The following is a 21,628-nucleotide window of genomic DNA, read 5'->3' as shown; positions in this document are numbered from 1 at the left end:
GTGCGCTGGCTCAGGATTGCCAAAAGATTAACCGTCGGGGTACTGACCCTGCTCTTCATGCTCACAGCGCAAGCCGAGCAGAGTGCAGGCTGGTCAACCTTGCTCGACAGCCCGGCGGATCTGCAATTGAGCGATATCCGCTCGGCACGCTTCGAAAACGCGTTCAGTCCCATCGATCTTGCGCACATCACCGCAGCGGACCGAAACAGTGCGCTATGGCTGCACTACCGCCTGCAACCCAACAAGCACGAACAACTGCTGCGCATCTTCGCACCGGACCTGGCCAGCCTGGACATGTATGTCCTGAACGGCGAGCAGATGGTCGACCATTCGCGCACCGGCAATAACATCCCGCGCCAGGACCAACTGCTGCATTCCCGAGACTTCATGTTGCCGTTGCCTCAGAGCGACGTGCCCCTGGATCTCTATCTGCGCCTGGTTTCAACCCAGCAACTGCGCCCCAACATCACGCTGCAACCCGCCATCGAAAGTGCCGCCGACGAACGCGAACCCTTTGTACTCGGACTTCTGCTCGGTTCCCTGGCGATGCTGATTCTGCAAAACCTGACCCGCTACGCCCACACACGATCCCCCAGTAATCTCTGGCTGGCAGCCTGCGAGGCGCTGCTGGCACTGAGCGCGATTCTGCTGCTCAACCTGCTGACGCCCTGGCTCAATACCTGGCATATCCCCCAGACACCCAGCGCGCACCTGACCCTGTTACTCGCGGCCATTACCGGGCTGATGTACACCTATTGTTTCTTCTACCACCGCAAGGTCGTGAAGCTGGACCGCTGGTTGCTGGGCAGCCTGCTGGTCATTGCGCTGGGCGCCTTGCTGATCCTGTTCGTCGACACCTTGCCGCTCAACCTGCTGACCTTCGGGCTGGTCAGTCTGGCGACGCTGAGCATCCTGTTTGTTTCCGCGTATAACTGGCAAAAAGGATATTCGCCAGCGCGGCTGTTCGTGTTCTCAATGATCACGTTCAATATTGGTTGCCTGATCATTCTGCCCGCGTTGCTGTGGCTGACGATGATTTCCCCGCAGTGGCTGATTTTCACGCTGCTCGGCGTGTTCTGCGTCAGCGGGCTACTCATGAGCATCGCGCTCAGCGAGCGTCATCGCAGCATCACCGAAGACAAATTCAGCATCAGTCGCGACCAGGCCGCCAGCACCGCTGAAATCAACGCCAAGGCGGAATTCCTGGCCAAGATCAGTCACGAAATCCGCACCCCCATGAACGGCGTGCTGGGCATGACCGAATTACTGCTGGGCACGCCGCTGTCGGTCAAGCAGCGCGATTACGTGCAGACCGTGCACAGCGCGGGCAACGAACTCCTTACGCTGATCAACGAGATTCTGGACATCACCAAGCTGGAATCCGGCCAGATCGAGCTCGACGACGTGCAGTTCGATCTCAGTGCGTTGATCGAAGACTGCATGAATATCTTCCGGGCCAAGGCCGAACAGCAAAATGTCGAACTGATCAGCCTGATCCAGCCGCAAGTGCCCAGAGTCATCAGCGGCGACCCGACCCGCTTGCGTCAGACCGTGTTGAGCCTGCTGGAAAACGCCCTGAAGAAAACCGACGAGGGCGAAATCCTCGTGGTGGTGGCGCTCGACTCCCGGGCCGGCAAGCCACGCCTGCGCATCGCCGTGCAAGACAGCGGCGAACCGCTGGCGCCGAGCGAGCGCGACGCCCTGCTGCATGCGGAACTGCACAGCAAGAATTTCCTCGCTGCGAGCAAGCTTGGCGGTCACCTGGGGCTGGTGATTGCCCGGCAGTTGATCCTGCTGATGGACGGTGAATTCGGTATCCAGACCGGAAGCAGCCAGGGCAGCACGTTGTGGCTGAGCCTGCCACTGGACGCTGATCGTCTGGAGCAACCGCCGCTGGACATGGACAGCCCGCTCAAGGACGCACGGGTACTGGTGGTCGACGACAACGACACCTGCCGCAAGGTGTTGGTCCAGCAATGCACCGCGTGGGGCTTGAACGTCAGCGCGGTACCCTCGGGCAAGGAAGCGCTGGCGCTGCTGCGCACCAAGGCGCACTTGCGCGACTATTTCGATGTGGTCCTGCTCGACCAGAACATGCCCGGCATGACCGGCATGCAGCTGGCGGCCAAGATCAAGGAAGACCCGAGCCTGAACCACGACATCCTGCTGATCATGCTGACCGGCATCAGCAACGCGCCAAGCAAGATTGTCGCGCGCAACGCCGGGGTCAAGCGCATCCTCGCCAAACCCGTGGCCGGCTACACCTTGAAGACCACGCTGGCGGATGAACTCACCCAGCGCAACAAAGGCGCAGGCCCGCTGCCCATTGCGCCGGTGCTGAACACGCCGATCAACGTACCCAGTGACTTCCGCATTCTGGTGGCCGAAGACAACAGTATTTCGACCAAAGTCATTCGCGGCATGCTCGGCAAGCTCAACCTGCATCCCGATACCGCCAGCAACGGCGAAGAAGCGCTGCGGGCGATGAAAGCCCAGCGTTACGATCTGGTCCTGATGGACTGTGAAATGCCGATCCTCGATGGTTTCTCCGCCACCGAACAATTGCGTGCCTGGGAAGTGGGCAATCAGCGTGTGCGGACCCCGGTGGTTGCGCTGACCGCGCACATCCTGACTGAACACAAGGACCGCGCGCGCCAGGCTGGCATGGACGGCCACATGTCGAAACCCGTCGAGCTGTCCCAACTGCGCGAACTGGTGGAGTTCTGGGTTGCCCAACGCGCCAAGACCCACGCACTGACATCCGACAGCGACCTTTATCAGCAAAACTGACAATCCACATCAAGGCAACGCTTGCCGCCTGATAGACTCCCCTCGTCCTTATTCTGCTGCCGCGAGCCCAAGCCATGCTCCACGTGTTGTTCAGCGTTTACCTGAAGATGCTGGTGCTTTATAGCCCGTTCTTCGTCCTGTCCTGCTTCATCAGCCTGACCCGCGGTCATTCACGCAAGGAGCAACGCCGTCTGGCCTGGAAAGTGGCGTTGGCGACGCTGGTTTCCAGTGTGCTGCTGTATCTGTTCGGACGGGTGATCTTCAGTGTGTTCGGCATCACCGTCGACGCCTTCCGCATTGGCGCTGGCAGCGTGCTGTTTATCTCCGCGTTGGGCATGGCTCAAGGCAAGTCGGCCGTGCAGACCGACAATGTCCAGCAGGACATGACCATCGTGCCGCTGACCATTCCACTGACCGTTGGCCCCGGCACCATCGGCGCGCTGCTGGTCATGGGCGTCAGCCAGCCCCACTGGGATGACAAACTCACCGCGATCCTCAGCATTGCCCTGGCCAGCCTGACTGTTGGCGTGGTGCTTTACCTGTCCAACCACATCGAACGGGTACTGGGCGACCAGGGTTTGCAGATTGTCAGCCGCCTCATGGGTTTGTTTGTCTGCGCGTTGGCCGCGCAGATTATCTTTACCGGGGTTCGGGGTTATCTGGTGCCGTGAAGGTTGAGCCCCTGAGTCTGGCTGCGCACTCGTTGAACAATTGAGCCTACGACAGGCTATCGAAATAGATCCTGGAGAATCTTTCCAGCCCCTTGGTCACCTTTGCACGGTATGGCTCGTAAGCCTGAGCGGAATAACGGTAAGCGCCGCCGTCCATTCTTATTTTCATGAAGGATTCAGGACGGTCCAGCCAGGAACCGTCGGTTGTATCCCTCTGCATATGAATGCCACACACCATCACGTCAATAGCCCCGGTCGCCACCCTGCAGCAGGGGACTACTTGAAAACTCTCGTTTTGGCTGACGCTGAACCCATTCTGAAAAAAAGCCTCTACCTGCTGGCTCCGCAAAAACGTATTCAATGCTGAGTGGGCGAGTTCAGATAACTCTCTATGGCCAGACCCCTGAATTGCATCGCGAGCAACATCAAGCAGTTCCCGGCGTTCGGTTATGGCAACGATGTTGGAACTCAGGGCCCCACTTAGCTCGAAGCCGCTCTTGAATAACCCGGCCTGATAGTGATTGATCCACTTGCGCCAAGCCTGGCGACGGTCGCTCTTTCCGTCGGCCCTAAGCTCCGAATAGTTCAGGCAGTCAAGAATATCGTTACGCTCCTGCTCAGACATGCCGGATGAAAAGGAAACCAGACTCTGACCGCACAACAAGACGCCCGATTGCGCATCAGTCATCGCCCGATTCCTCACATGGCTCGCAAGACAGTGGCAGTATCAGCCCGTCTCTTTTTGCAGCCAAAAAATCCTGAACTGACTTTCCACGGACAATCCTGGAGTTCTTTGGATGCCATTCACGCTCATGGAAACGGATCTGAATATTGCCGACAATCGTGGCGGCTGAAAATGTCTGGTTCCACAGATCATGTTCGATTTCGGCCGTGGTACTGAAGGTCACAAACAATGAAGACAGCTTTATTCCAGGTTCAAGAACGCCCATCTGCAGCATAAGATCTGAGCGTTCCGGAACATCTACTGAAGTGCTGATTGCTTGCTGACGGAATAATAGCGATGCCTCGTCCTCCTGGGTGAGTCTGCCTACACAAGTCATCAACGCTCTGAATTGTTCCATCGTTTGGGCAGGCAACTGGACCGGCATCCCTTCTTCAATCAACGCTTCGAGGGTGAGGTTGACTTCGCTTTGTGGCGTAATCGTCGCGCTATCATAAACGGAGCTATTCCACTTCAAATGAATCATCGCATCGTCATACCGCTTGAACCAGGCAGCTGACGAGTCGAACTTACTTGACTGCTTATCCGCATAGAGTCGAAAGAAAAGCAGTGAGTCCAGTACATCCTTCATGACTTCGTGGGGAATGTCGGCATTACTGGACAGCAGCGCGCCGCCTACCAATGTTTTTATATTCGTGCTCTGCATATCTAATCCTCGCGAACGTCTGTTTAATACACGAGCCGCCGCTGGCGGCCCGTGTATTTAGATTGTCACTTCAGACTTTCAAAGAAATCGTCTGCACTCTTACCGAGATGACCAAGAATTTGTTGTTTGTTACGGTCATGGGTACCCTGACTGAAAGTTACACCTTTAGCCAAGTATTTGACATTCATCTTAGAAACGGACCATTTCCAGAAAAGCGCACCGCCTGAATCAGTAGAAGACTCACAATGGACAGCCAGCAAATAAGTAACCGGAATGCCTTTACTCGACTCCAGGCAAGGCATAATACGAAAGCTCGAGGAAGTGCCTGACTTACGATTACGATCAAACAGCGTCATCATCCGTTCATCTTTTTGGATCTTATCCATCACGAGGTTCAATAACTTAATGACGATTTGCGCGTTAGTTCCGGCTACAGCGCTGATCAGCTCCAGCACCATAGAATCCATGGTCAGGTTCACGTTCGTCGACGTGTATTCACCGTATTGATGCCCACCTGTAGTAAGCCATCCAGCAAATCTAAATGCTTTAGCATATGTCTCCAGCCACAAGACCGGGTCTTTATTGATGTCTGCTTTTTGATTCGCAACGACTTCCGCCAACTCGACCCCCAGCATAACGGCTTCGCGATTTTCGACGCTGACGCCATCGGCAAAAGCAATGATAGCAGGCGTATCCTTGTTCACTTCTGCAATACTGTCTGTGTCGATTTTTACTTCCGGCGCTTCGGTGAGTACTAATGCACGCCGGGCGAACGTGTGCTGGATAGGTTCAAGAGCTTGCAATTCTTTGAAATAGGCGTCGGATTCTTCAGCGGTAGGGAAAGCGTATTGTTCGTTAAGGCTCATCATGCATTCCTTGCATAAGTTTTAGTGAGTGGCTCATCCGGCCACGCCCTAAAGCTAGTCTTAAACGACACCCGCAACAAGCCATTGCTCCCGTTCAATTGTTTCACGCCGCAAGAAACCAACTAACCGTTAACTAATATGCCATCACATCAACAAACGCCCAAAGCGCCTGTGTCATATTGTTTTCCTTCACCCGGAAAACCAACAACTTTCCTGCAAACAAGAAATGATCACCGGCATAAAGTTTGTAAACGCACAAGCGGTGCCCGCCATTCCCAAATACCGAGCTGAAATTTCCGAAACTTTAATATGAAGTGTCTTACAAGCTCTTGCTCATTCCCAAGCCTTTGATCCCGGCGAATGAACAAGAGCTGTACAGGAGCCATGTTAATCGGGACTGCTACCCGGCTTTTCCCCATACCAACGCGGCGTATACACCCAAGTGCCGCCATCGGCACGCGGAAACACGCAGGTGGTCGAAGAGCCAATCAACACCATGGTGCGCATGTCGACCTGTTCCGGGGTCAGGTCGCCCAGGGTAATGATGCGCAAGGTCTGGCCCGGACGGCCGATGTCGCGACCCAAGGTTATCGGCGTTTCAGGCGTGCGGTGCTGGCGGACGATTTCCAGCGCGCGGCCCAATTGCCAAGGGCGCGAACGGGAAATCGGGTTGTAGAACGCCAGGGCCAGATCGGCTTGGGAGGCCAGTTCCAGACGTTTTTCGATGACATCCCAAGGCTTGAGGTTGTCGGAAAGCGACATCACGCAGAAATCATGACCCAACGGCGCTCCTGCTTGCGCGGCGGTCGCCAGCGAGGCGGAAACCCCCGGCAGGATTTGCAGATCAACCGTATGCCATTCGGGATTGTTTGATTCGTGCAAGGCTTCCAGCACCGCCGAGGCCATGGCAAACACGCCGGGGTCGCCCGAAGACACCACCACCACGCTGCGCCCCGATGCAGCCAGTTCGAACGCATGTCGGGCGCGCTGCATTTCTTCGCGGTTGTCAGTGCAGTGCAGCACTTGATCGGCGCGGAACGGCCCGGCCATACGCACGTAGGTTTCATAGCCGAGCACGTCATTGGCGCGGGCCAGTTCAGTCTTCACCGCAGGCACCATCAAATCAGCAGCACCGGGACCGAGGCCGATGACCGCCAGCCTGCCGCGTCCACGACCGATCTGTTCCACATCCAAAGGCTGCGGGGCGACGACGATGGCCAGCTCTTCACTGACGCTGATCGGCGGCAATAATTGCGGCACGGCCTGCGCTGCCATTTCGCGCGGGGTGGCTGACGCGACAAAACGGATGGGCACCGCCAGTTCAGCGGCGACCTGATGCAGCAGCGGGTCGGCCATCTGCGCGTCGGGCGCCAGCAGGCAAGCCAGGGATTGCACGGCGATGCCGGCCTCGTGCAGCGCCGCACGAACCCTGGTGGCCGCGTCCGCAAGCGTCGCAGTCAAGGCCACAGCGACGCTGCGCGGGTAGATCAGCAGTTCATGTTGCGAAGGCTCGCGCTCGGCGCTGCCGACGTGAATCGCCAACTGCGCCTGATCGTCTTCCGGCAGTTGCGCCTTGGCCAGCCATGGCGCTGCGCCTTCGATACGCACGGTTGCGCCGGAGAGCAAATCGGAGACGAAACGCTTGCCCAGTTCCAGATCGCCCAAGGCATAACCGGCGGGCGGATTGAGCAAACACGTGCCGAAGCGCAGTTCACCGCTGGTGGTAATCGCCGCCGTAATACCCAAACCAGTGGCGATTTCCCGAGCCATGACGTTGACGCCACCCAACCCGCCCAACAGCGGCACGACGGCGCTGCCGTCTTCAGCAACCGCCAGCACAGCCGGTTCGGCGCCCTTTTCCAGCAACAGCGGCGCGAGGGTGCGGATGACGATTCCCGCTGCACACAGGGCAATGATCGGCGTGTCTTGTTGATAAATCTGACGCAAGGTGGCGCCAAATTCGCTGTAGATTTGGTCTGCGCCCTGAACCCGATCCACGAGGCCATAAATGACTGCATCGGGGTAAATCTGCTGGATGCGCCGTGCAGTTGCGAGGCTGCCATTGCCGAGAATGACAATCGCCGGGGTGTTATGCGCCATCAGCCTTGCCACCTTTCGCCGGGAACAATAATCAGCGAGAAGTACGGCGAGGACATGGGTTCGACCTGATCCAGCGGCACGATTTTCTGATTGGCCATGGTGGCGCGCTCGACATACAGCGCGCGCTCGGCCAGGCCGAGTTCTTCCAGCACCAGGCGGACTTTCGGAAAGTTGCGGCCCAGCTTCATGATCACTGCGGCGTCGGCGTCGGCCAGTTTGCGCTTGAGCTCTTCGTGGGACAGCACGCCGGACAACACCGACAGACTCTGATTGCGGTACACCAGCGGCGCACCCAGCACCGAAGCGCCGCCGAGCATCGAGCACACGCCCGGAATGACCTGCGCTTCGTAGCGGTCTGCCAGACGATCGTGCAGGTACATGTAGGAACCGTAGAAGAACGGGTCGCCTTCGCAGATAACGGCTACATCACGACCGGCATCCAGATGCGCTGCCACGTCGGCGCTGGAGGCGTCGTAGAAATCGCTGATCACCTGTTCGTAGGACATCGGCGCGGGTAGCGCTTCGGTGGTGACCGGATAGACCAGCGGCATCAGCGTCTGGGCATCCTGCAGATGACCTTCGATGATGCCGAAGGCGTTGCCTTTCTTGCCCTTGGCGACGAAATAGGCGATCACCGGCGACTCACGCAACAGGCGCAGCGCCTTGACGGTAATCAGTTCCGGGTCGCCGGGGCCGACGCCCAGGCCAATCAATCGACCGCGTACCTGCATCATTCGATCTCCGTGGCCAGCGCGTTGACCGCAGCCACCGCCATGGCGCTGCCGCCGCGACGGCCCTGCATGATGACGAAGGGCACGCCACGGCTGTCGGCGGCGAGCATCGCCTTGGATTCCGCTGCGCCGACAAAACCCACCGGGAAACCGAGGATCAATGCCGGTTTCGGTGCGCCCGCGTCGAGCATTTCCAGCAGATAAAACAGCGCGGTCGGCGCGTTGCCGATCACCACGACGCTGCCGGCCAGATGCGGACGCCACAGTTCCAGCGCCACCGCAGAGCGGGTGTTGCCCTTCTCCAGCGCCATCTCCCGCACGCCTTCGTCGTGCAGCGTGCAGATGATCTGATTGTTGGCTGGCAAGCGAGTGCGGGTGATGCCCTCAGAGACCATGCGCGCGTCGCACAGGATCGGCGCGCCCGCCGCCAATGCATCGCGTCCGGCCTTGCCCGCTCCCGGCGAAAAGCGCAGGTCTTCGATGACCTCGACCATGCCGCAGGCATGAATCACCCGCACGGCAAGTTTTTCCAGATCCGCCGGGATCGTGTCCAGGCGCGCTTCCGCACGGATGATCGAGAAGGAATTGCGATAAATCTCCTGCCCGTCGCGGATGTAATCAATCATGGGTGCTGCTCCGTGAGTCGGCGATCAACAACGCGCCGGCTGCTTCAATAGTGAGGTCACGCGCTTGCAGAACGCCGAAACCGGGTTGAGCTGCATCGCGAAAATAAAGGTCGTAATGGCCAGCAGACACCGCCAGCAAGGTCACCTGCGCGCGATGGGCCGCCGCGCAGGAACGCTGGCACGCCGTCAGATGCACGGCTCGGCTGAGGCCATTTTTTTGCAATTGCGCGGCCAGAATTCGGGCATCGCCCTTGGTATCGGCCAGGCCTTTGCTGCAATCGGTGGCGCCGGTACAGGCGATCATGTGCGCCAAAGCCTGCTCGGCAGAACACAGCAGCCCCGCTGCTTGCAGCCCAGCCAGCACGTATTGCGCCTGTTCTGTCGGAACATTGGGCAATAACACGCTTTGCCAGGGCGTCAGGCGCAGGCTGCCATCGCCCGCTTCGGCAGCCAGTTGCGCTATGGCGCTGAGCATCTCAGGATTCAGTCGCCCCAACGGCGCCACGCCACCGACCGCTACTTTGCCGGTTTCATGCTGTGGATAAATGCCAATGTGCTGATCGGCGGCCACTGGCGCTCGGCGCCAATCGGTTACTTTTTGATCAGTGCGCAACTCAACGCTCAAACGCGTTGCCAGTTGTTCCAGCAGCTGTGCTGCCGGTATTTGCGCCAGCAACTGGCGCATTCGCACTTGCTCGGGCCGCGCAGTATCCAGAAACAGCTCCAGCACGGCCAGCACCAGTTCCAGCCCATGCTCAACGGGAACGGCAGCCAATGGCGAATCCTGCCCGGGACAACCGGCGAAGCCGAAGGCCAGCAAGTTTTCACCTTCAAGCTGCAACGCGCTAAGCCACAGGTCGTGGGGATGTTCGAGCATTACCAGGCCTTCGCCACCGTCCAGCGATATGGCGAACTTGGGTGACAGGTCGTGAAAGCGCGGATTGCCTTCAAGTGCTCCGAGAATGTGTGCCGCCAACGGCCGCGTATCCAAGAGCATATGCGGATCAAGCCCGGCGCTGGGGCTGAGCATGAGGTTGCGCACGTCGTCGCTGTCCAGGTTGCGCGGCCCGAGGCCAGCACCCAGCAATGCCTGGATCAACGCGTCCTGCTGCTCGCCGATGCCGCGAATTTGCAGATTGCCGCGATTGGTCGCTTCGATCACCCCGTGGGCGTACAGCTGCGCAGCCTGGGCAACGGCCAGCGCTTGCGGCGCAGTGATCGAACCGCCCGCCAGCTTGATGCGGCAGATACCGCCATCCAGCGCCGGGACGATACGCAGCAACCCCGGACAGGCCGAGGGGCGTAGAGGTATCGAAGGCGGAAGGACGGAGGTCGGCTCGGTCAATGGATCACCATGGCTGGAACTGGACTGCACGTGAATAGGCCACTTGTGCCGCTTGGGCGCGGTATTATGCCTGCTTTGTCCGCAGGCATGAAAAGCCGCTCTGTCGGAAGACTCGGATTGAGGGAATTAAATGTCGCCTTGGCTGACAGTCGTGGGAATCGGTGAAGACGGCTACAAGGGCCTGGGCAAGAATGCGCGGCACGCTCTGCTGCGCGCGCATCAGGTGTTTGGCGGCCCGCGTCAGCTGGATTTGCTGCCGCCGTGCATACAAGCCGAACGTCGTGCCTGGCCGAGTCCGTTTTCCCTGAGTCCGGTGCTGGAGCAGCGCGGCGCCGAGGTTTGCGTGCTGGCCAGCGGCGATCCGATGCTGTTCGGCGTCGGCGCGAGTCTGGCGCGGGTAGTCGATATCAACGAAATGCTGATCCTGCCCGCGCCCTCTTCGTATTCCCTGGCCGCCGCGCGCCTGGGCTGGCCGTTGCAGGAAGTTGTCACGCTGTCGGTGGTGGCGCGTCCATTGGCCGCACTCAATGCGCAATTTCATAACGGCGTACGCTTGCTGGTCCTCAGCAATGATGGCAGCAGCCCCGCCGCCATTGCCGGTTTGCTCCGCGAGCGCGGCTTTGGCCCCAGCCGCATGACGGTGCTGGAACATCTGGGCGGAACCGCCGAGCGATGCATCGACGGACTGGCCAGCGAATGGGCCAACCCGGAAATCGCTGCGCTCAACGTGGTGGCCATCGACTGTCGCGCCGATGCGCACGCCTTGCGCCTTTCGCCGCTGGCCGGTTTGCCGGATGCTGCTTTCGAACATGATGGCCAGCTGACCAAGCGCGACGTGCGGGCGATTACTTTGGCGCGGCTGGCGCCGGTGCCCGGTGAGTTGCTGTGGGATGTCGGCGCCGGTTGCGGTTCCATCGGCATCGAGTGGATGCGCGCGCATCCGAGCTGCCGCACCCTGGCGATTGAAGCGGATGAAGGTCGGCAGCAATTGATTGAATTCAACCGCGATGCGCTGGGCGTGCCGGGCCTGCAATTGGTGCGCGGCGCGGCGCCGGCTGTTCTGGCTGGGCTGGAGCGTCCCGATGCGATCTTCATCGGCGGCGGCGTCACGCGTCCCGGCGTACTCGACACGTGCTGGCAGCAGCTGCGTTCCGGCGGGCGGCTGGTGGCCAATGCAGTCACTCTGCAAAGCGAAGCCACGTTGATGGCCTGGCGCGAGCTGCATGGCGGCGAGCTGACCCGCATTCACATTGCTCACGCCAAACCCTTGGGTGATTTCGATACCTGGCGCCAGGCGCTGCCGATCACCCTGCTGGATGTGGTCAAACCCTGATGCGCGACGAGACCGCCGAACAACCTGCCCCGCTGCGCAGCGGTTTGACGACTGGCAGTTGCGCCACGGCCACCAGTCTCGCGGCGGCGCGCCTGTTGCTTGCTGGTCAGGCAAACGACGCCGTGCACATTGTCCTGCCCAAAGGCAAGCAGGTGCAGATGCGTCTGGAGTTCTGTCGCCTGTGCGCTGACGGCGCCGAAGCCGGCACCATCAAGGACGCAGGTGACGACCCGGACGTGACGCATGGCGCATTGGTGTACTCCCGCGTGCGCCTGCTGGAGATTCCCACCGTGACGTTTATCGCCGGCCCAGGCGTCGGCACGGTAACGCGTCCCGGCCTGGTGCTGAAAGTCGGCGAACCGGCGATCAATCCAGTGCCGCGACGGATGATGATCGAGCACCTGCAAATGCTGGCCAACGAAATGAATTACGGCGGCGGCTTTGAAATCACCGTCAGTGTCGAAGGCGGCGAAGCACTGGCGCTCAAAACCATGAATCCGCGGCTGGGCATTCTTGGCGGGCTGTCGATTCTGGGCACCAGCGGCATCGTCCGGCCGTTTTCCTGCGCGGCCTACATCGCCTCGATCCATCAGGGCATCGACGTCGCCAAGACCAACGGCTATCTGCATATCGCGGCCTGCACCGGCAACGCCAGCGAAGACACCATGCGCCGCTACTATCAGATGCCGGACATCGCCTTGATCGAGATGGGCGATTTCATCGGCGCGGTGCTCAAGCACCTGCGCAAGGTGCCCGTGAACAAACTGAGCATCTGCGGCGGCTTCGGCAAGATCAGCAAACTCGCCGCCGGGCATATGGATTTGCACAGCCGCCACTCCAGCATCGACCTGCCACAACTGGCGCGCTGGGCCGCCGATGCCGGGGCCGATGATGCGCTGCAACAGGCGATCCGCGAGTGCAATACCAGCCAACAGGCGCTGGCCATCAGCGCCGCGCTCGGCATCAGGTTGGGCGATGTGGTCTGTCAGCACGCGCTGGATTTCGCCCGCAGCGTGGTGCCTGCGCAGGTTCAGGTCGAAGTTTTTGCCATCGACCGCCAGGGCGGCATCGTCGGTCAGGCGGGAGTTATCTAATGCAACGTTTGTTATTGCTTGGCGGCGTTGCCGATGCCATGACGATTGCCCGCACGCTGGGGCCGCAACACATTTACAGCCTGGCGGGTGTCGGCCGAGTGCCGACCGACCTGACCTGCGAGGTGCGCGTCGGCGGTTATGGCGGGGCTGAAGGTCTGGCGCGCTTCATAGCCGACCAGAGCATTGATCTGTTGCTGGATGCGACCCACCCCTACGCCGCGCAAATCAGTCATAACGCCGCCAAGGCCGCACAACTGAGCGGCATCCCTTGTTGGGCCCTGCGCCGACCTGCGTGGCAAGCCGGGCCGGACGATGACTGGCGCGAAGTCAGCGACTGGGCCGGATTGATTCGGGCGCTGGCACCCTTTCATCGACCTTTATTTACCCTGGGTCGCGAGCCGTTGCAGCATCTGGATGAAATCCCGGCACACCAGTTCTGGACCCTGCGCGCGCTGGAAAACACCTTGCGCGACTTGCCTGACCACCCGCGCTGCGAAGTGCTCGGCGCGCGCGGGCCGTTTCTGCTGGATGACGAGCGTGCTCTTTTCATGCAACGCAGTATCGACGTGCTGATCAGCAAGAACAGTGGCGGCAGCGCCACCGAAGCCAAGCTTGAAGTGGCGCGGGAGTTGAAGGTGCCGGTAGTGATATTGAAGCGGCCACAGTTGCCGGAGGTGGATCGGGAGTTTGGGTCGGTGGAGGCGTTGCTGAACGCTCTTGATGAGGGGCAAACCGCCAGCATTTCGACCCGCCCGTAGGAGCGGCTTCAGCCGCGAGGAATGCGCTCCCGGCTGAAGCCGGTCCTACGGCAAGACCGTGCCATGCGACAGCGCGCCGCGCTTTGGGCTTTTTACATCTGCAGGCCAATGAGGCTAAATAGCCGCACTCACTCCCTACAGGAACGGAACCCACCATGTCTCAACCACGGACGATCTGGATCGCTTGCCTGGCAGCACTGCTGAGCCTGCTGCCCGCCAGCTTCGCCAATGCCGATGAAAGCAAGGCAGGCGAGTTGAGAATTTCCCAGCCGTGGTCCATGGAACTGCCGCCCAATGCGCCAACCGTGGCCGCTTATTTCGTCATCCACAATGGCGGCCAGCAGCCTGATCGTTTGCTCAGCGTCGACACGCCGATTGCCGCCACCGCGCAGCTTCACGAGCACGTGCATGCCAACGGCCTGATGAAAATGCAGCAAGTCCAGCTCGTCGAGATTCCCGCCGGTGGCGATGCGACTTTCGCGCCCATGGGTTATCACGTCATGCTGCTGGACCTGAAGGACAAATCGAAGCTCACCGACGGCGCGCACTTTCCGCTGACACTACACTTCGAAAAATCCGGCGACGTGACTGTCGAAGTCGCGGTGCTCAAACAAGCGCCAACACCTGCAACGCATAACCATTGATGCCTATCTGATTTGAGCCACCCGTGCCCGCTTCGCAACAGCGTCACCTTGCAGCCTCGGAAATCCCGGGGCGCCTGGCTGAGTCTGTTTGCCATGCTGATGATCTTCATCGGCCCGCTGGTTTCCCAAGCGGTGCCGATGGATCAGCACGCGGGCATGAGCATGTCGATGCCGGCGTCCATGGACATGCCGGCCGAGCACGGGGCTCACCATCAAGCCGATCCCACAGCTGAACAAGCCAGTGTCGATCATGTGCTGTGGGCCAAATGCGGCTACTGCACCTTGTTGTTCAGCTGCCCGGCGATCACCAGCGCGCTCGCAGTCACGGCCCTGGCGCCGCCCAATCCGGCTGACTTTTACCACGCGTCCATTCAATCGGGCCACGCCCAGCGCAGCATCTTCCCCAACGCCCGCAGCCGCGCCCCGCCGCTCTTCGTCACGCGATAAATCCTATTCGATTACGCACCCGCTCAGGCGCATGAACACTCATGCTGGTTCTGGGCGGGTTGGGTCGTGTGTTGTGCCTGACAAGAGCGCTGCAAAATGTCCATACAGACTGCCTCCAAACCGAATGTGTCTTTTTATAACCTCGCCTGGCGCTGGCATTTCTATGCCGGTTTGTTCGTCGCGCCGTTCATGATCCTGCTGTCGCTGACCGGCATCATCTACCTGTTCAAGCCGCAGCTGGACAACCTGATGTACAGCGACTTGCTGAACGTCACGCCGAGCCATCATCAACTCAGCGCCGACCAGTTGCAGCAGCGCGTCCTGAGCGATTTCCCACAGGCGAAAATCAGCAAATACCTGCCGCCGTTGAGTGCCCAGGGCAGTGCGCAATTTGTCGTTCAGCAGGCAGGTCGTGAAGTGAACGTGTTCATCAACCCCTACGGCGGCGAAATCCTTGGCACTCAGGATGCCAAGGACAACCTGCAAGCCATCGCCCGCGCGCTGCATGGCGAACTGATGATCGGCACGATTGGCGACCGGCTGGTCGAACTGGCGGCTGGCTGGGGGATCATGCTGGTGGTGTCCGGGCTTTATCTGTGGTGGCCGCGCGGCAGTTCCGGGGCTGGCGTGCTGTGGCCGCGCCTGAGCAAGCGCGGTCGAGTGATGTGGCGTGACCTGCACGCCGTGACGGGTTTCTGGGGCTCGGCGTTTTTGCTGTTCATGCTGATCAGCGGCATGACCTGGACCGGCATGTGGGGCAAGCAGTACGCCGATTTGTGGAACACCTTTCCGGCGGCGATGTGGAATGACGTGCCCAAGTCCGACAAACAGGCGGGCGAACTCAATACCGCCAGCGGACAGACCGTGCCCTGGGCACTGGAAAACACGCCGATGCCCCAGTCGATGCCCATGCCGACCGGCGAGCATGCCGAACACATGAACCACGCGGGCATGTCCGCCGGGCCCGCCGCGCCGAATGTGTCGCTGCAGCAGGTGGTGGATATCGCCACCGAGCGCGGCATCGAGCCGGGTTACAGCATCACGCAACCGAAAACCGCCGATGGCGTGTTCACCGTTTCGGTATTCGCCGACGACCCGCGCAATGACGCGACGCTGCATATCGATCAATACAGCGGCAAGGTGCTCGCCGACGTGCGCTGGGCCGATTACAGCACTGTCTCCAAAGCCACCGAGCTGGGCGTGATGCTGCATGAAGGCAAGTTTTTCGGCTGGATCAACCAGATGTTGATCCTGCTGGTGTGCCTGATGATTTTGCTGGGGTCGGTCAGCGGTCTGGTGATCTGGTGGAAACGTCGTCCCCAGGGCAAATTGGGCGTCCCGCCGCTGCGCCACGACTTGCCGCGCTGGAAGTCGGCCATGGTCATCATGTTCGTCCTGGCCGTGGCCTTCCCGCTGGTGGGCGTTTCGCTGGTGGTGGTCTATCTGCTGGATCGGCTGGTGTTGGCGCGGTTTGGCAAGGAATCCGTGCCGGCCTGAGCCGGTGCAAATCCTGTAGGAGGGGACTTGTCCCCGAAGCGGTCAGCACAGGCAACGTAAACAGCTGAGTTTCCTTGTTGCCCGGCCAATCGCATTCGGGGACAAGTCCCCTCCTACCGATCGGCAGCCGGCCGACGCACCAATTCCGGTCGTCGGGCGCACCACGGCTTTTTAAAAGCGCCATCGCGGTGCGCTGCACTCGTTCACCCACCGCTCTGGGTCGCTAATTGGCTCCACTTGGCGGGCTGGGCATAGCCTTTGCTTAGAAGCTTTCAGGCAACTGACTCGCCCACCTAAAAAAACCAAGTGAATGGAGCTAGCCCAATGAAGCGTCGCAGTTTGATCAAAGCTTTCACCCTGTCCGCATCAATCGCCGCCATGGGCATGACATGGACCGTTCAGGCCGCCGAGACGATCAAGGTCGGCATCCTGCACTCGCTGTCCGGGACGATGGCGATCTCCGAGACTTCACTGAAAGACATGGCGTTGATGACCATCGACGAAATCAACGCCAAGGGCGGCGTCAACGGCAAAATGCTCGAGGCAGTGGTCGTCGATCCGGCGTCCAACTGGCCGCTGTTCGCGGAAAAAGGTCGTCAGTTGCTGACCCAGGACAAAGTCGCCGTCGTGTTCGGCTGCTGGACTTCGGTGTCGCGCAAATCGGTGTTGCCGGTGTTCGAAGAACTCAACGGCCTGCTGTTTTACCCGGTGCAATACGAAGGCGAAGAAATGTCGCCAAACGTGTTCTACACCGGTGCGGCGCCTAACCAGCAGGCAATTCCTGCGGTTGAATACCTGATGAGCGATGACGGCGGCGCCGCCAAGCGTTTCTTCCTGCTGGGCACCGACTACGTTTACCCGCGCACCACCAACAAGATTCTGCGTTCCTTCCTGCACTCCAAAGGCGTAGCGGACAAGGACATCGAAGAGGTCTACACCCCGTTCGGCCATGCTGACTATCAAACCATTGTGGCCAACATCAAGAAGTTCTCGGCGGGCGGCAAGACGGCGGTGATCTCCACGGTCAACGGCGACTCCAACGTGCCTTTCTATAAAGAGCTGGCCAACCAGGGCCTGAAAGCCACTGACGTACCGGTCGTGGCGTTCTCGGTGGGCGAAGAAGAACTGCGTGGCATCGACACCAAGCCATTGGTCGGCAACCTCGCCGCCTGGAACTACTTCCAGTCCGTTGAGAACCCGGTCAACAAGAAGTTCGTCGCTGACTGGAAAGCCTACGCCAAGAAGAAAAACCTGCCGGGCGCCGACAAGGCTGTGACCAACGACCCGATGGAAGCCACTTACGTCGGCATCCACATGTGGGCGCAAGCGGTCGAGAAGGCCAAGTCCACCGATGTGGATAAAGTCCGCGAAGCCATGGCCGGCCAGACTTATGCCGCGCCGTCGGGCTACACCCTGACCATGGACAAGACCAACCACCACCTGCACAAGCCAGTGATGATCGGCGAAATCCAGGATGACGGTCAGTTCAACGTCGTCTGGCAGACCAAGGAACCGATCCGCGCCCAGCCATGGAGCCCGTACATCCCTGGCAACGACAAGAAGCCGGATCATGCGGTGAAGAGCAATTAAGTAAAGCGTCGGGCCTTAGGCCTGACATCCCCTGTAGGAACGCCCGGGGCGCGTAGCCTTGTTGGCGATCCGTAGGACCGGCTTTAGCCGGGAGCACTCTCGCGGCTCTCGCGGCTAAAGCCGCTCCTACGGATCACCGCTCCGGTCCCGCCTACAGTTTCCGCGCAATTCATGCGGACGCTTTTCAGGACACCTGACATGCCCAACGCTTTCTACCGCTTGATGTTCACCCTGGCCCTGCTGCTGCCGATGGCCGCGCACGCCAGCGATGCCGGTGATTTCGTCGCGGCCGGTTCCACGCAACAAGCCGAGCTGCTCGAAGCCTGGGCCGCCAAGCCTGTGCCGGAACGCATCGAGCTGATCAGCGCCTTGCAGGAAGGCCGTGTCGCGGCCGACAGCAGCAAGCGTGCCTACATTGAAACCGGCGACAAATACGTGGCCGTCGATACGCCCGCCGCCGATGCGGCAACCCCTGATGAACCGCGCAAATTGCGCCTGAACAATCGCCTGCGCGGCCTGGTCGATACCGCGCTGGCCAGTCACCAACTGCTGGCCGCCGATGCAAAACTGCGCCTGGCCGCTGCACTGCAACTGCAAAAAAGCGCGCGTCCGGCGCAACTGGCCTTTATCAGCCAGCAAGTCGCCGCCGAACAGGACGACGCCGTACACAGCGCGCTGACGCTGGCGCTGGCCAATCTGCAACTGGTGGATTCCAGCCCGACCGTGCGTCTGGCGGCCGTGCGCCTGCTGGGTGAAACCGGCGATCCATTGGCGCGCACGCGCCTTGAAACACTGCTGACACCCGGCGTCGAAACCGACGCCAGCGTGAGCATGGCGGCGCAAACCAGTCTGGCGCAAGTGAACCGCAAACTGCTGATCGGCGAGATTCTCGGTCAGGCCTTCAGCGGCATGTCGCTGGGTTCGATTCTGCTGCTGGCGGCGCTGGGCCTGGCGATCACCTTCGGTCTGCTCGGCGTGATCAATATGGCCCACGGCGAAATGCTGATGCTCGGTGCGTATTCCACGTATGTCGTGCAGTTGATGTTCCAGCGATACGCGCCCGGCGCCATCGAGTACTACCCGTTGATCGCGTTGCCCGTGGCGTTTTTTGTCACAGCAGTGATCGGCATGGCGCTGGAGCGCACAGTCATTCGCCATCTTTATGGCCGGCCGCTGGAAACCCTGCTCGCCACCTGGGGCATCAGCCTGATGCTGATTCAGGCGGTGCGCCTGGCATTCGGCGCGCAGAACGTTGAAGTCGCCAACCCGGAATGGTTGTCCGGCGGCATTCAAGTGCTGCCCAATCTGGTGTTGCCGTACAACCGCATCGTGATCATCGCTTTCGCGCTGTTCGTGGTGGTGCTGACCTGGCTGCTGCTGAACAAGACGCGGCTGGGCCTGAACGTGCGGGCCGTGACCCAGAACCGCAACATGGCCGCCTGCTGCGGCGTGCCTACCGGGCGCATCGACATGATGGCTTTCGGGCTTGGCTCCGGCATTGCCGGGCTGGGCGGCGTGGCCTTGAGTCAGATCGGCAACGTCGGCCCGGACCTGGGCCAGAGCTACATCATCGATTCATTCCTGGTGGTGGTGCTCGGCGGTGTCGGGCAACTGGCCGGCAGCGTGATGGCGGCCTTCGGGCTGGGCATCGCCAACAAGATTCTCGAACCGCAAATCGGCGCCGTGCTGGGCAAGATCCTGATCCTGGCGCTGATCATTCTGTTTATCCAGAAACGTCCGCAAGGCCTCTTCGCGCTCAAAGGACGGGTGATCGACTGATGAATCAACCACTGATGGTCACTGCTGCACAAAAAATCGGCACGAAAAGTACGGTCGCCGTGGGCGTGTTGGTGCTGGCCGTGCTGCTGGCGCTGCCGCTGCTTTCGCTGCTGCCCGCCGACAACGGTTTGCAGGTATCGGCCTACACGCTGACGCTGGTGGGCAAGATTCTTTGCTACGCCATCGTCGCCCTGGCGCTGGATCTGGTCTGGGGTTATGCCGGGCTGTTGTCATTGGGCCACGGCCTGTTCTTCGCCCTCGGCGGTTACGCCATGGGCATGTACCTGATGCGTGAAGCGGCGGGCGATGGTTTGCCCGCGTTCATGACCTTTTTGTCGTGGACCGAGCTGCCGTGGTACTGGACCGGCACCGACAATTTCCTCTGGGCCATGTGTCTGGTGGTCCTGGCGCCCGGCTTGCTGGCGCTGGTGTTCGGCTTCTTCGCCTTCCGTTCGCGGATCAAGGGCGTGTATTTCTCGATCATGACCCAGGCGCTGACTTTCGCCGGCATGCTGCTGTTCTTTCGCAACGAAACCGGCTTCGGCGGCAACAACGGCTTCACCAACTTCCGCAGCATCCTGGGCTTCAGCATCAGCTCCCAGGGCACGCGGGCGACGTTGTTCCTGGCCACAGTGCTGTTGCTGGTGGCGAGCCTGTATGTCGGCTGGCGTCTGGCGCAAAGCAAGTTCGGTCGAGTCTTGACCGCGCTGCGTGACGCGGAAAACCGCCTGATGTTCTGCGGCTACGACCCGCGTGGCTTCAAGCTGTTCGTATGGGTCTTGAGCGCCGTGTTGTGCGGCCTGGCTGGCGCGTTGTATGTGCCACAAGTGGGCATCATCAACCCCAGCGAAATGTCGCCGACCAACTCCATCGAGGCTGCCGTCTGGGTGGCGTTGGGCGGACGCGGCACATTAATCGGCCCGCTGCTGGGCGCAGGTCTGGTCAATGGCATGAAGAGCTGGTTCACCGTGGCCTTCCCGGAATACTGGCTGTTCTTCCTCGGCGCGCTGTTCATCATCGTCACGCTGTACTTGCCCAAAGGCGTGATCGGCCTGCTCAAGAAAAGGAGCGAGCAATGAAAACCACACCGACGCCCGCATTCATGCTCGAACCGATCCTCAACCCCAATTCCGACATCGGCACCAGCCGCGACGCCATCGGCCTCGGGCAAGCGGCTGGCGAAGGCCTGAACACCCGGCACGGCACGATCCTGACCCTGGAAGACATCAGCGTCAGCTTCGACGGTTTCAAGGCGCTCAATGACCTGAATCTGTACATCAGCGTCGGCGAGCTGCGCTGCATCATCGGCCCCAATGGCGCGGGCAAGACCACGCTGATGGACGTGATCACCGGCAAGACCCGCCCGAGCCATGGCAAGGCGTGGTTCGGTGAAACCCTGGACCTGACGCAGATGAGCGAAGTGCAGATCGCCCAGGCCGGGATTGGCCGCAAATTCCAGAAACCCACGGTATTCGAAGCCTTAAGTGTGTTCGAAAACCTCGAACTGGCGCAGAAGACCGACAAGTCGGTGTGGGCCAGCCTGCGGGCGAAACTCAATGGCGAGCAGCGCGACCGCATCGACGAAGTGCTGGAAACCATTCGCCTGACCAGCTCCATGCAGCGTCCGGCCGGTTTGTTGTCCCACGGCCAGAAGCAGTTTCTGGAGATCGGCATGCTGTTGGTCCAGGACCCGCAATTGCTGCTGCTGGACGAACCGGTGGCGGGCATGACCGACGCCGAAACCGAATTCACCGCCGAGCTGTTCAAGAGTCTGGCGGGCAAGCATTCATTGATGGTGGTGGAACACGACATGGGCTTCGTCGGCTCGATCGCCGATCACGTCACCGTTTTGCATCAGGGCAGCGTCCTGGCCGAAGGCTCGCTGAACGATGTGCAGGCGGATGAGCGGGTGATTGAAGTTTATTTGGGAAGATGAGTATCCCGTAATTGGATGGACTCGCCCAAGCCG

At 60.3% G+C, this 21,628-nt stretch carries 19 protein-coding genes; 12 read left to right on the top strand and 7 right to left on the bottom strand.

Annotated features, from left to right (window positions below; translation table 11 throughout):
* Together CFII64_RS20220 and CFII64_RS20215 are read left to right on the top strand one after the other, a co-directional pair.
* Complete coding sequence (locus CFII64_RS20220) at window positions 1–2,790, top strand: hybrid sensor histidine kinase/response regulator (RefSeq protein ID WP_020292695.1); 2,790 nt, start codon at window positions 1–3, stop codon at window positions 2,788–2,790.
* Window positions 2,791–2,864: 74 nt separating this feature from the next.
* Complete coding sequence (locus CFII64_RS20215; RefSeq protein ID WP_020292694.1) at window positions 2,865–3,461, top strand: MarC family protein; 597 nt, start codon at window positions 2,865–2,867, stop codon at window positions 3,459–3,461.
* 46 nt (window positions 3,462–3,507) lie between these two features.
* Here CFII64_RS20215 and CFII64_RS20210 read toward each other — a convergent pair whose 3' ends face one another.
* The 7 genes from CFII64_RS20210 to cobG all read right to left on the bottom strand — a co-directional run bounded on the left by CFII64_RS20210 (window position 3,508) and on the right by cobG (window position 10,517).
* Window positions 3,508–4,149: a hypothetical protein gene (locus CFII64_RS20210; protein ID WP_020292693.1), complete on the bottom strand. Its 642-nt coding sequence runs from the start codon at window positions 4,147–4,149 to the stop codon at window positions 3,508–3,510.
* Complete coding sequence (locus CFII64_RS20205; RefSeq protein ID WP_020292692.1) at window positions 4,142–4,849, bottom strand: hypothetical protein; 708 nt, start codon at window positions 4,847–4,849, stop codon at window positions 4,142–4,144. Before CFII64_RS20205 ends, CFII64_RS20210 begins: the two co-directional genes overlap by 8 nt.
* 65 nt (window positions 4,850–4,914) lie before the next feature.
* A complete protein-coding gene (locus CFII64_RS20200; RefSeq protein WP_020292691.1) occupies window positions 4,915–5,715 on the bottom strand; it encodes a hypothetical protein in 801 nt (266 codons plus the stop codon).
* Between the two features lie 387 nt (window positions 5,716–6,102).
* Window positions 6,103–7,815 (bottom strand): precorrin-3B C(17)-methyltransferase, encoded by a 1,713-nt coding sequence (gene cobJ, locus CFII64_RS20195; protein ID WP_020292690.1) that lies wholly within the window; start codon window positions 7,813–7,815, stop codon window positions 6,103–6,105.
* Window positions 7,815–8,549 carry a precorrin-2 C(20)-methyltransferase gene (locus tag CFII64_RS20190; protein WP_371106458.1) on the bottom strand — a complete coding sequence of 245 codons (735 nt, stop codon included), beginning with the start codon at window positions 8,547–8,549 and terminating at the stop codon, window positions 7,815–7,817. The genes cobJ and CFII64_RS20190 overlap by 1 nt, the downstream gene beginning before the upstream one ends.
* The gene (locus CFII64_RS20185; protein WP_020292688.1) at window positions 8,546–9,172 is read right to left on the bottom strand and encodes a precorrin-8X methylmutase; all 627 of its coding nucleotides are present in this window, start codon (window positions 9,170–9,172) and stop codon (window positions 8,546–8,548) included. The genes CFII64_RS20190 and CFII64_RS20185 overlap by 4 nt, the downstream gene beginning before the upstream one ends.
* Window positions 9,165–10,517, bottom strand: coding sequence for a precorrin-3B synthase (gene cobG / locus CFII64_RS20180; protein WP_084488290.1), 1,353 nt, complete (start codon window positions 10,515–10,517; stop codon window positions 9,165–9,167). Before cobG ends, CFII64_RS20185 begins: the two co-directional genes overlap by 8 nt.
* A gap of 130 nt (window positions 10,518–10,647) precedes the next feature.
* Here cobG and CFII64_RS20175 point away from each other — a divergent pair, with 130 nt between their 5' ends.
* From CFII64_RS20175 to urtD, 10 genes are all read left to right on the top strand, one after another.
* Entirely contained in the window at window positions 10,648–11,850 is a 1,203-nt protein-coding gene (locus tag CFII64_RS20175) for a bifunctional cobalt-precorrin-7 (C(5))-methyltransferase/cobalt-precorrin-6B (C(15))-methyltransferase (protein WP_020292686.1), read from the top strand.
* On the top strand, window positions 11,850–12,944 hold the full coding sequence (locus tag CFII64_RS20170) for a cobalt-precorrin-5B (C(1))-methyltransferase (protein ID WP_020292685.1): 1,095 nt from the start codon (window positions 11,850–11,852) through the stop codon (window positions 12,942–12,944). Before CFII64_RS20175 ends, CFII64_RS20170 begins: the two co-directional genes overlap by 1 nt.
* Entirely contained in the window at window positions 12,944–13,702 is a 759-nt protein-coding gene (locus CFII64_RS20165) for a cobalt-precorrin-6A reductase (RefSeq protein ID WP_020292684.1), read from the top strand. The genes CFII64_RS20170 and CFII64_RS20165 overlap by 1 nt, the downstream gene beginning before the upstream one ends.
* Before the next feature lie 155 nt (window positions 13,703–13,857).
* Window positions 13,858–14,346, top strand: coding sequence for a copper chaperone PCu(A)C (locus CFII64_RS20160; protein ID WP_020292683.1), 489 nt, complete (start codon window positions 13,858–13,860; stop codon window positions 14,344–14,346).
* Window positions 14,347–14,394: 48 nt separating this feature from the next.
* Window positions 14,395–14,793 (top strand): DUF2946 domain-containing protein, encoded by a 399-nt coding sequence (locus CFII64_RS20155; protein WP_044901587.1) that lies wholly within the window; start codon window positions 14,395–14,397, stop codon window positions 14,791–14,793.
* A 96-nt stretch (window positions 14,794–14,889) separates the two neighbouring features.
* Entirely contained in the window at window positions 14,890–16,290 is a 1,401-nt protein-coding gene (locus CFII64_RS20150; RefSeq protein WP_020292681.1) for a PepSY domain-containing protein, read from the top strand.
* A gap of 324 nt (window positions 16,291–16,614) precedes the next feature.
* Window positions 16,615–17,880: an urea ABC transporter substrate-binding protein gene (gene urtA, locus CFII64_RS20145; protein ID WP_020292680.1), complete on the top strand. Its 1,266-nt coding sequence runs from the start codon at window positions 16,615–16,617 to the stop codon at window positions 17,878–17,880.
* Between the two features lie 198 nt (window positions 17,881–18,078).
* Window positions 18,079–19,659 carry an urea ABC transporter permease subunit UrtB gene (gene urtB / locus CFII64_RS20140; protein ID WP_020292679.1) on the top strand — a complete coding sequence of 527 codons (1,581 nt, stop codon included), beginning with the start codon at window positions 18,079–18,081 and terminating at the stop codon, window positions 19,657–19,659.
* Window positions 19,659–20,738 carry an urea ABC transporter permease subunit UrtC gene (gene urtC, locus CFII64_RS20135; protein WP_020292678.1) on the top strand — a complete coding sequence of 360 codons (1,080 nt, stop codon included), beginning with the start codon at window positions 19,659–19,661 and terminating at the stop codon, window positions 20,736–20,738. Before urtB ends, urtC begins: the two co-directional genes overlap by 1 nt.
* The gene (gene urtD, locus CFII64_RS20130; protein WP_020292677.1) at window positions 20,735–21,595 is read left to right on the top strand and encodes an urea ABC transporter ATP-binding protein UrtD; all 861 of its coding nucleotides are present in this window, start codon (window positions 20,735–20,737) and stop codon (window positions 21,593–21,595) included. Before urtC ends, urtD begins: the two co-directional genes overlap by 4 nt.
* Window positions 21,596–21,628 lie beyond the last annotated feature (33 nt).

The sequence above is a fragment of the Pseudomonas sp. CFII64 genome, from assembly GCF_000416235.1.
Taxonomy (GTDB): domain Bacteria; phylum Pseudomonadota; class Gammaproteobacteria; order Pseudomonadales; family Pseudomonadaceae; genus Aquipseudomonas.
This window is presented reverse-complemented; position numbering and strand designations above follow the sequence as displayed.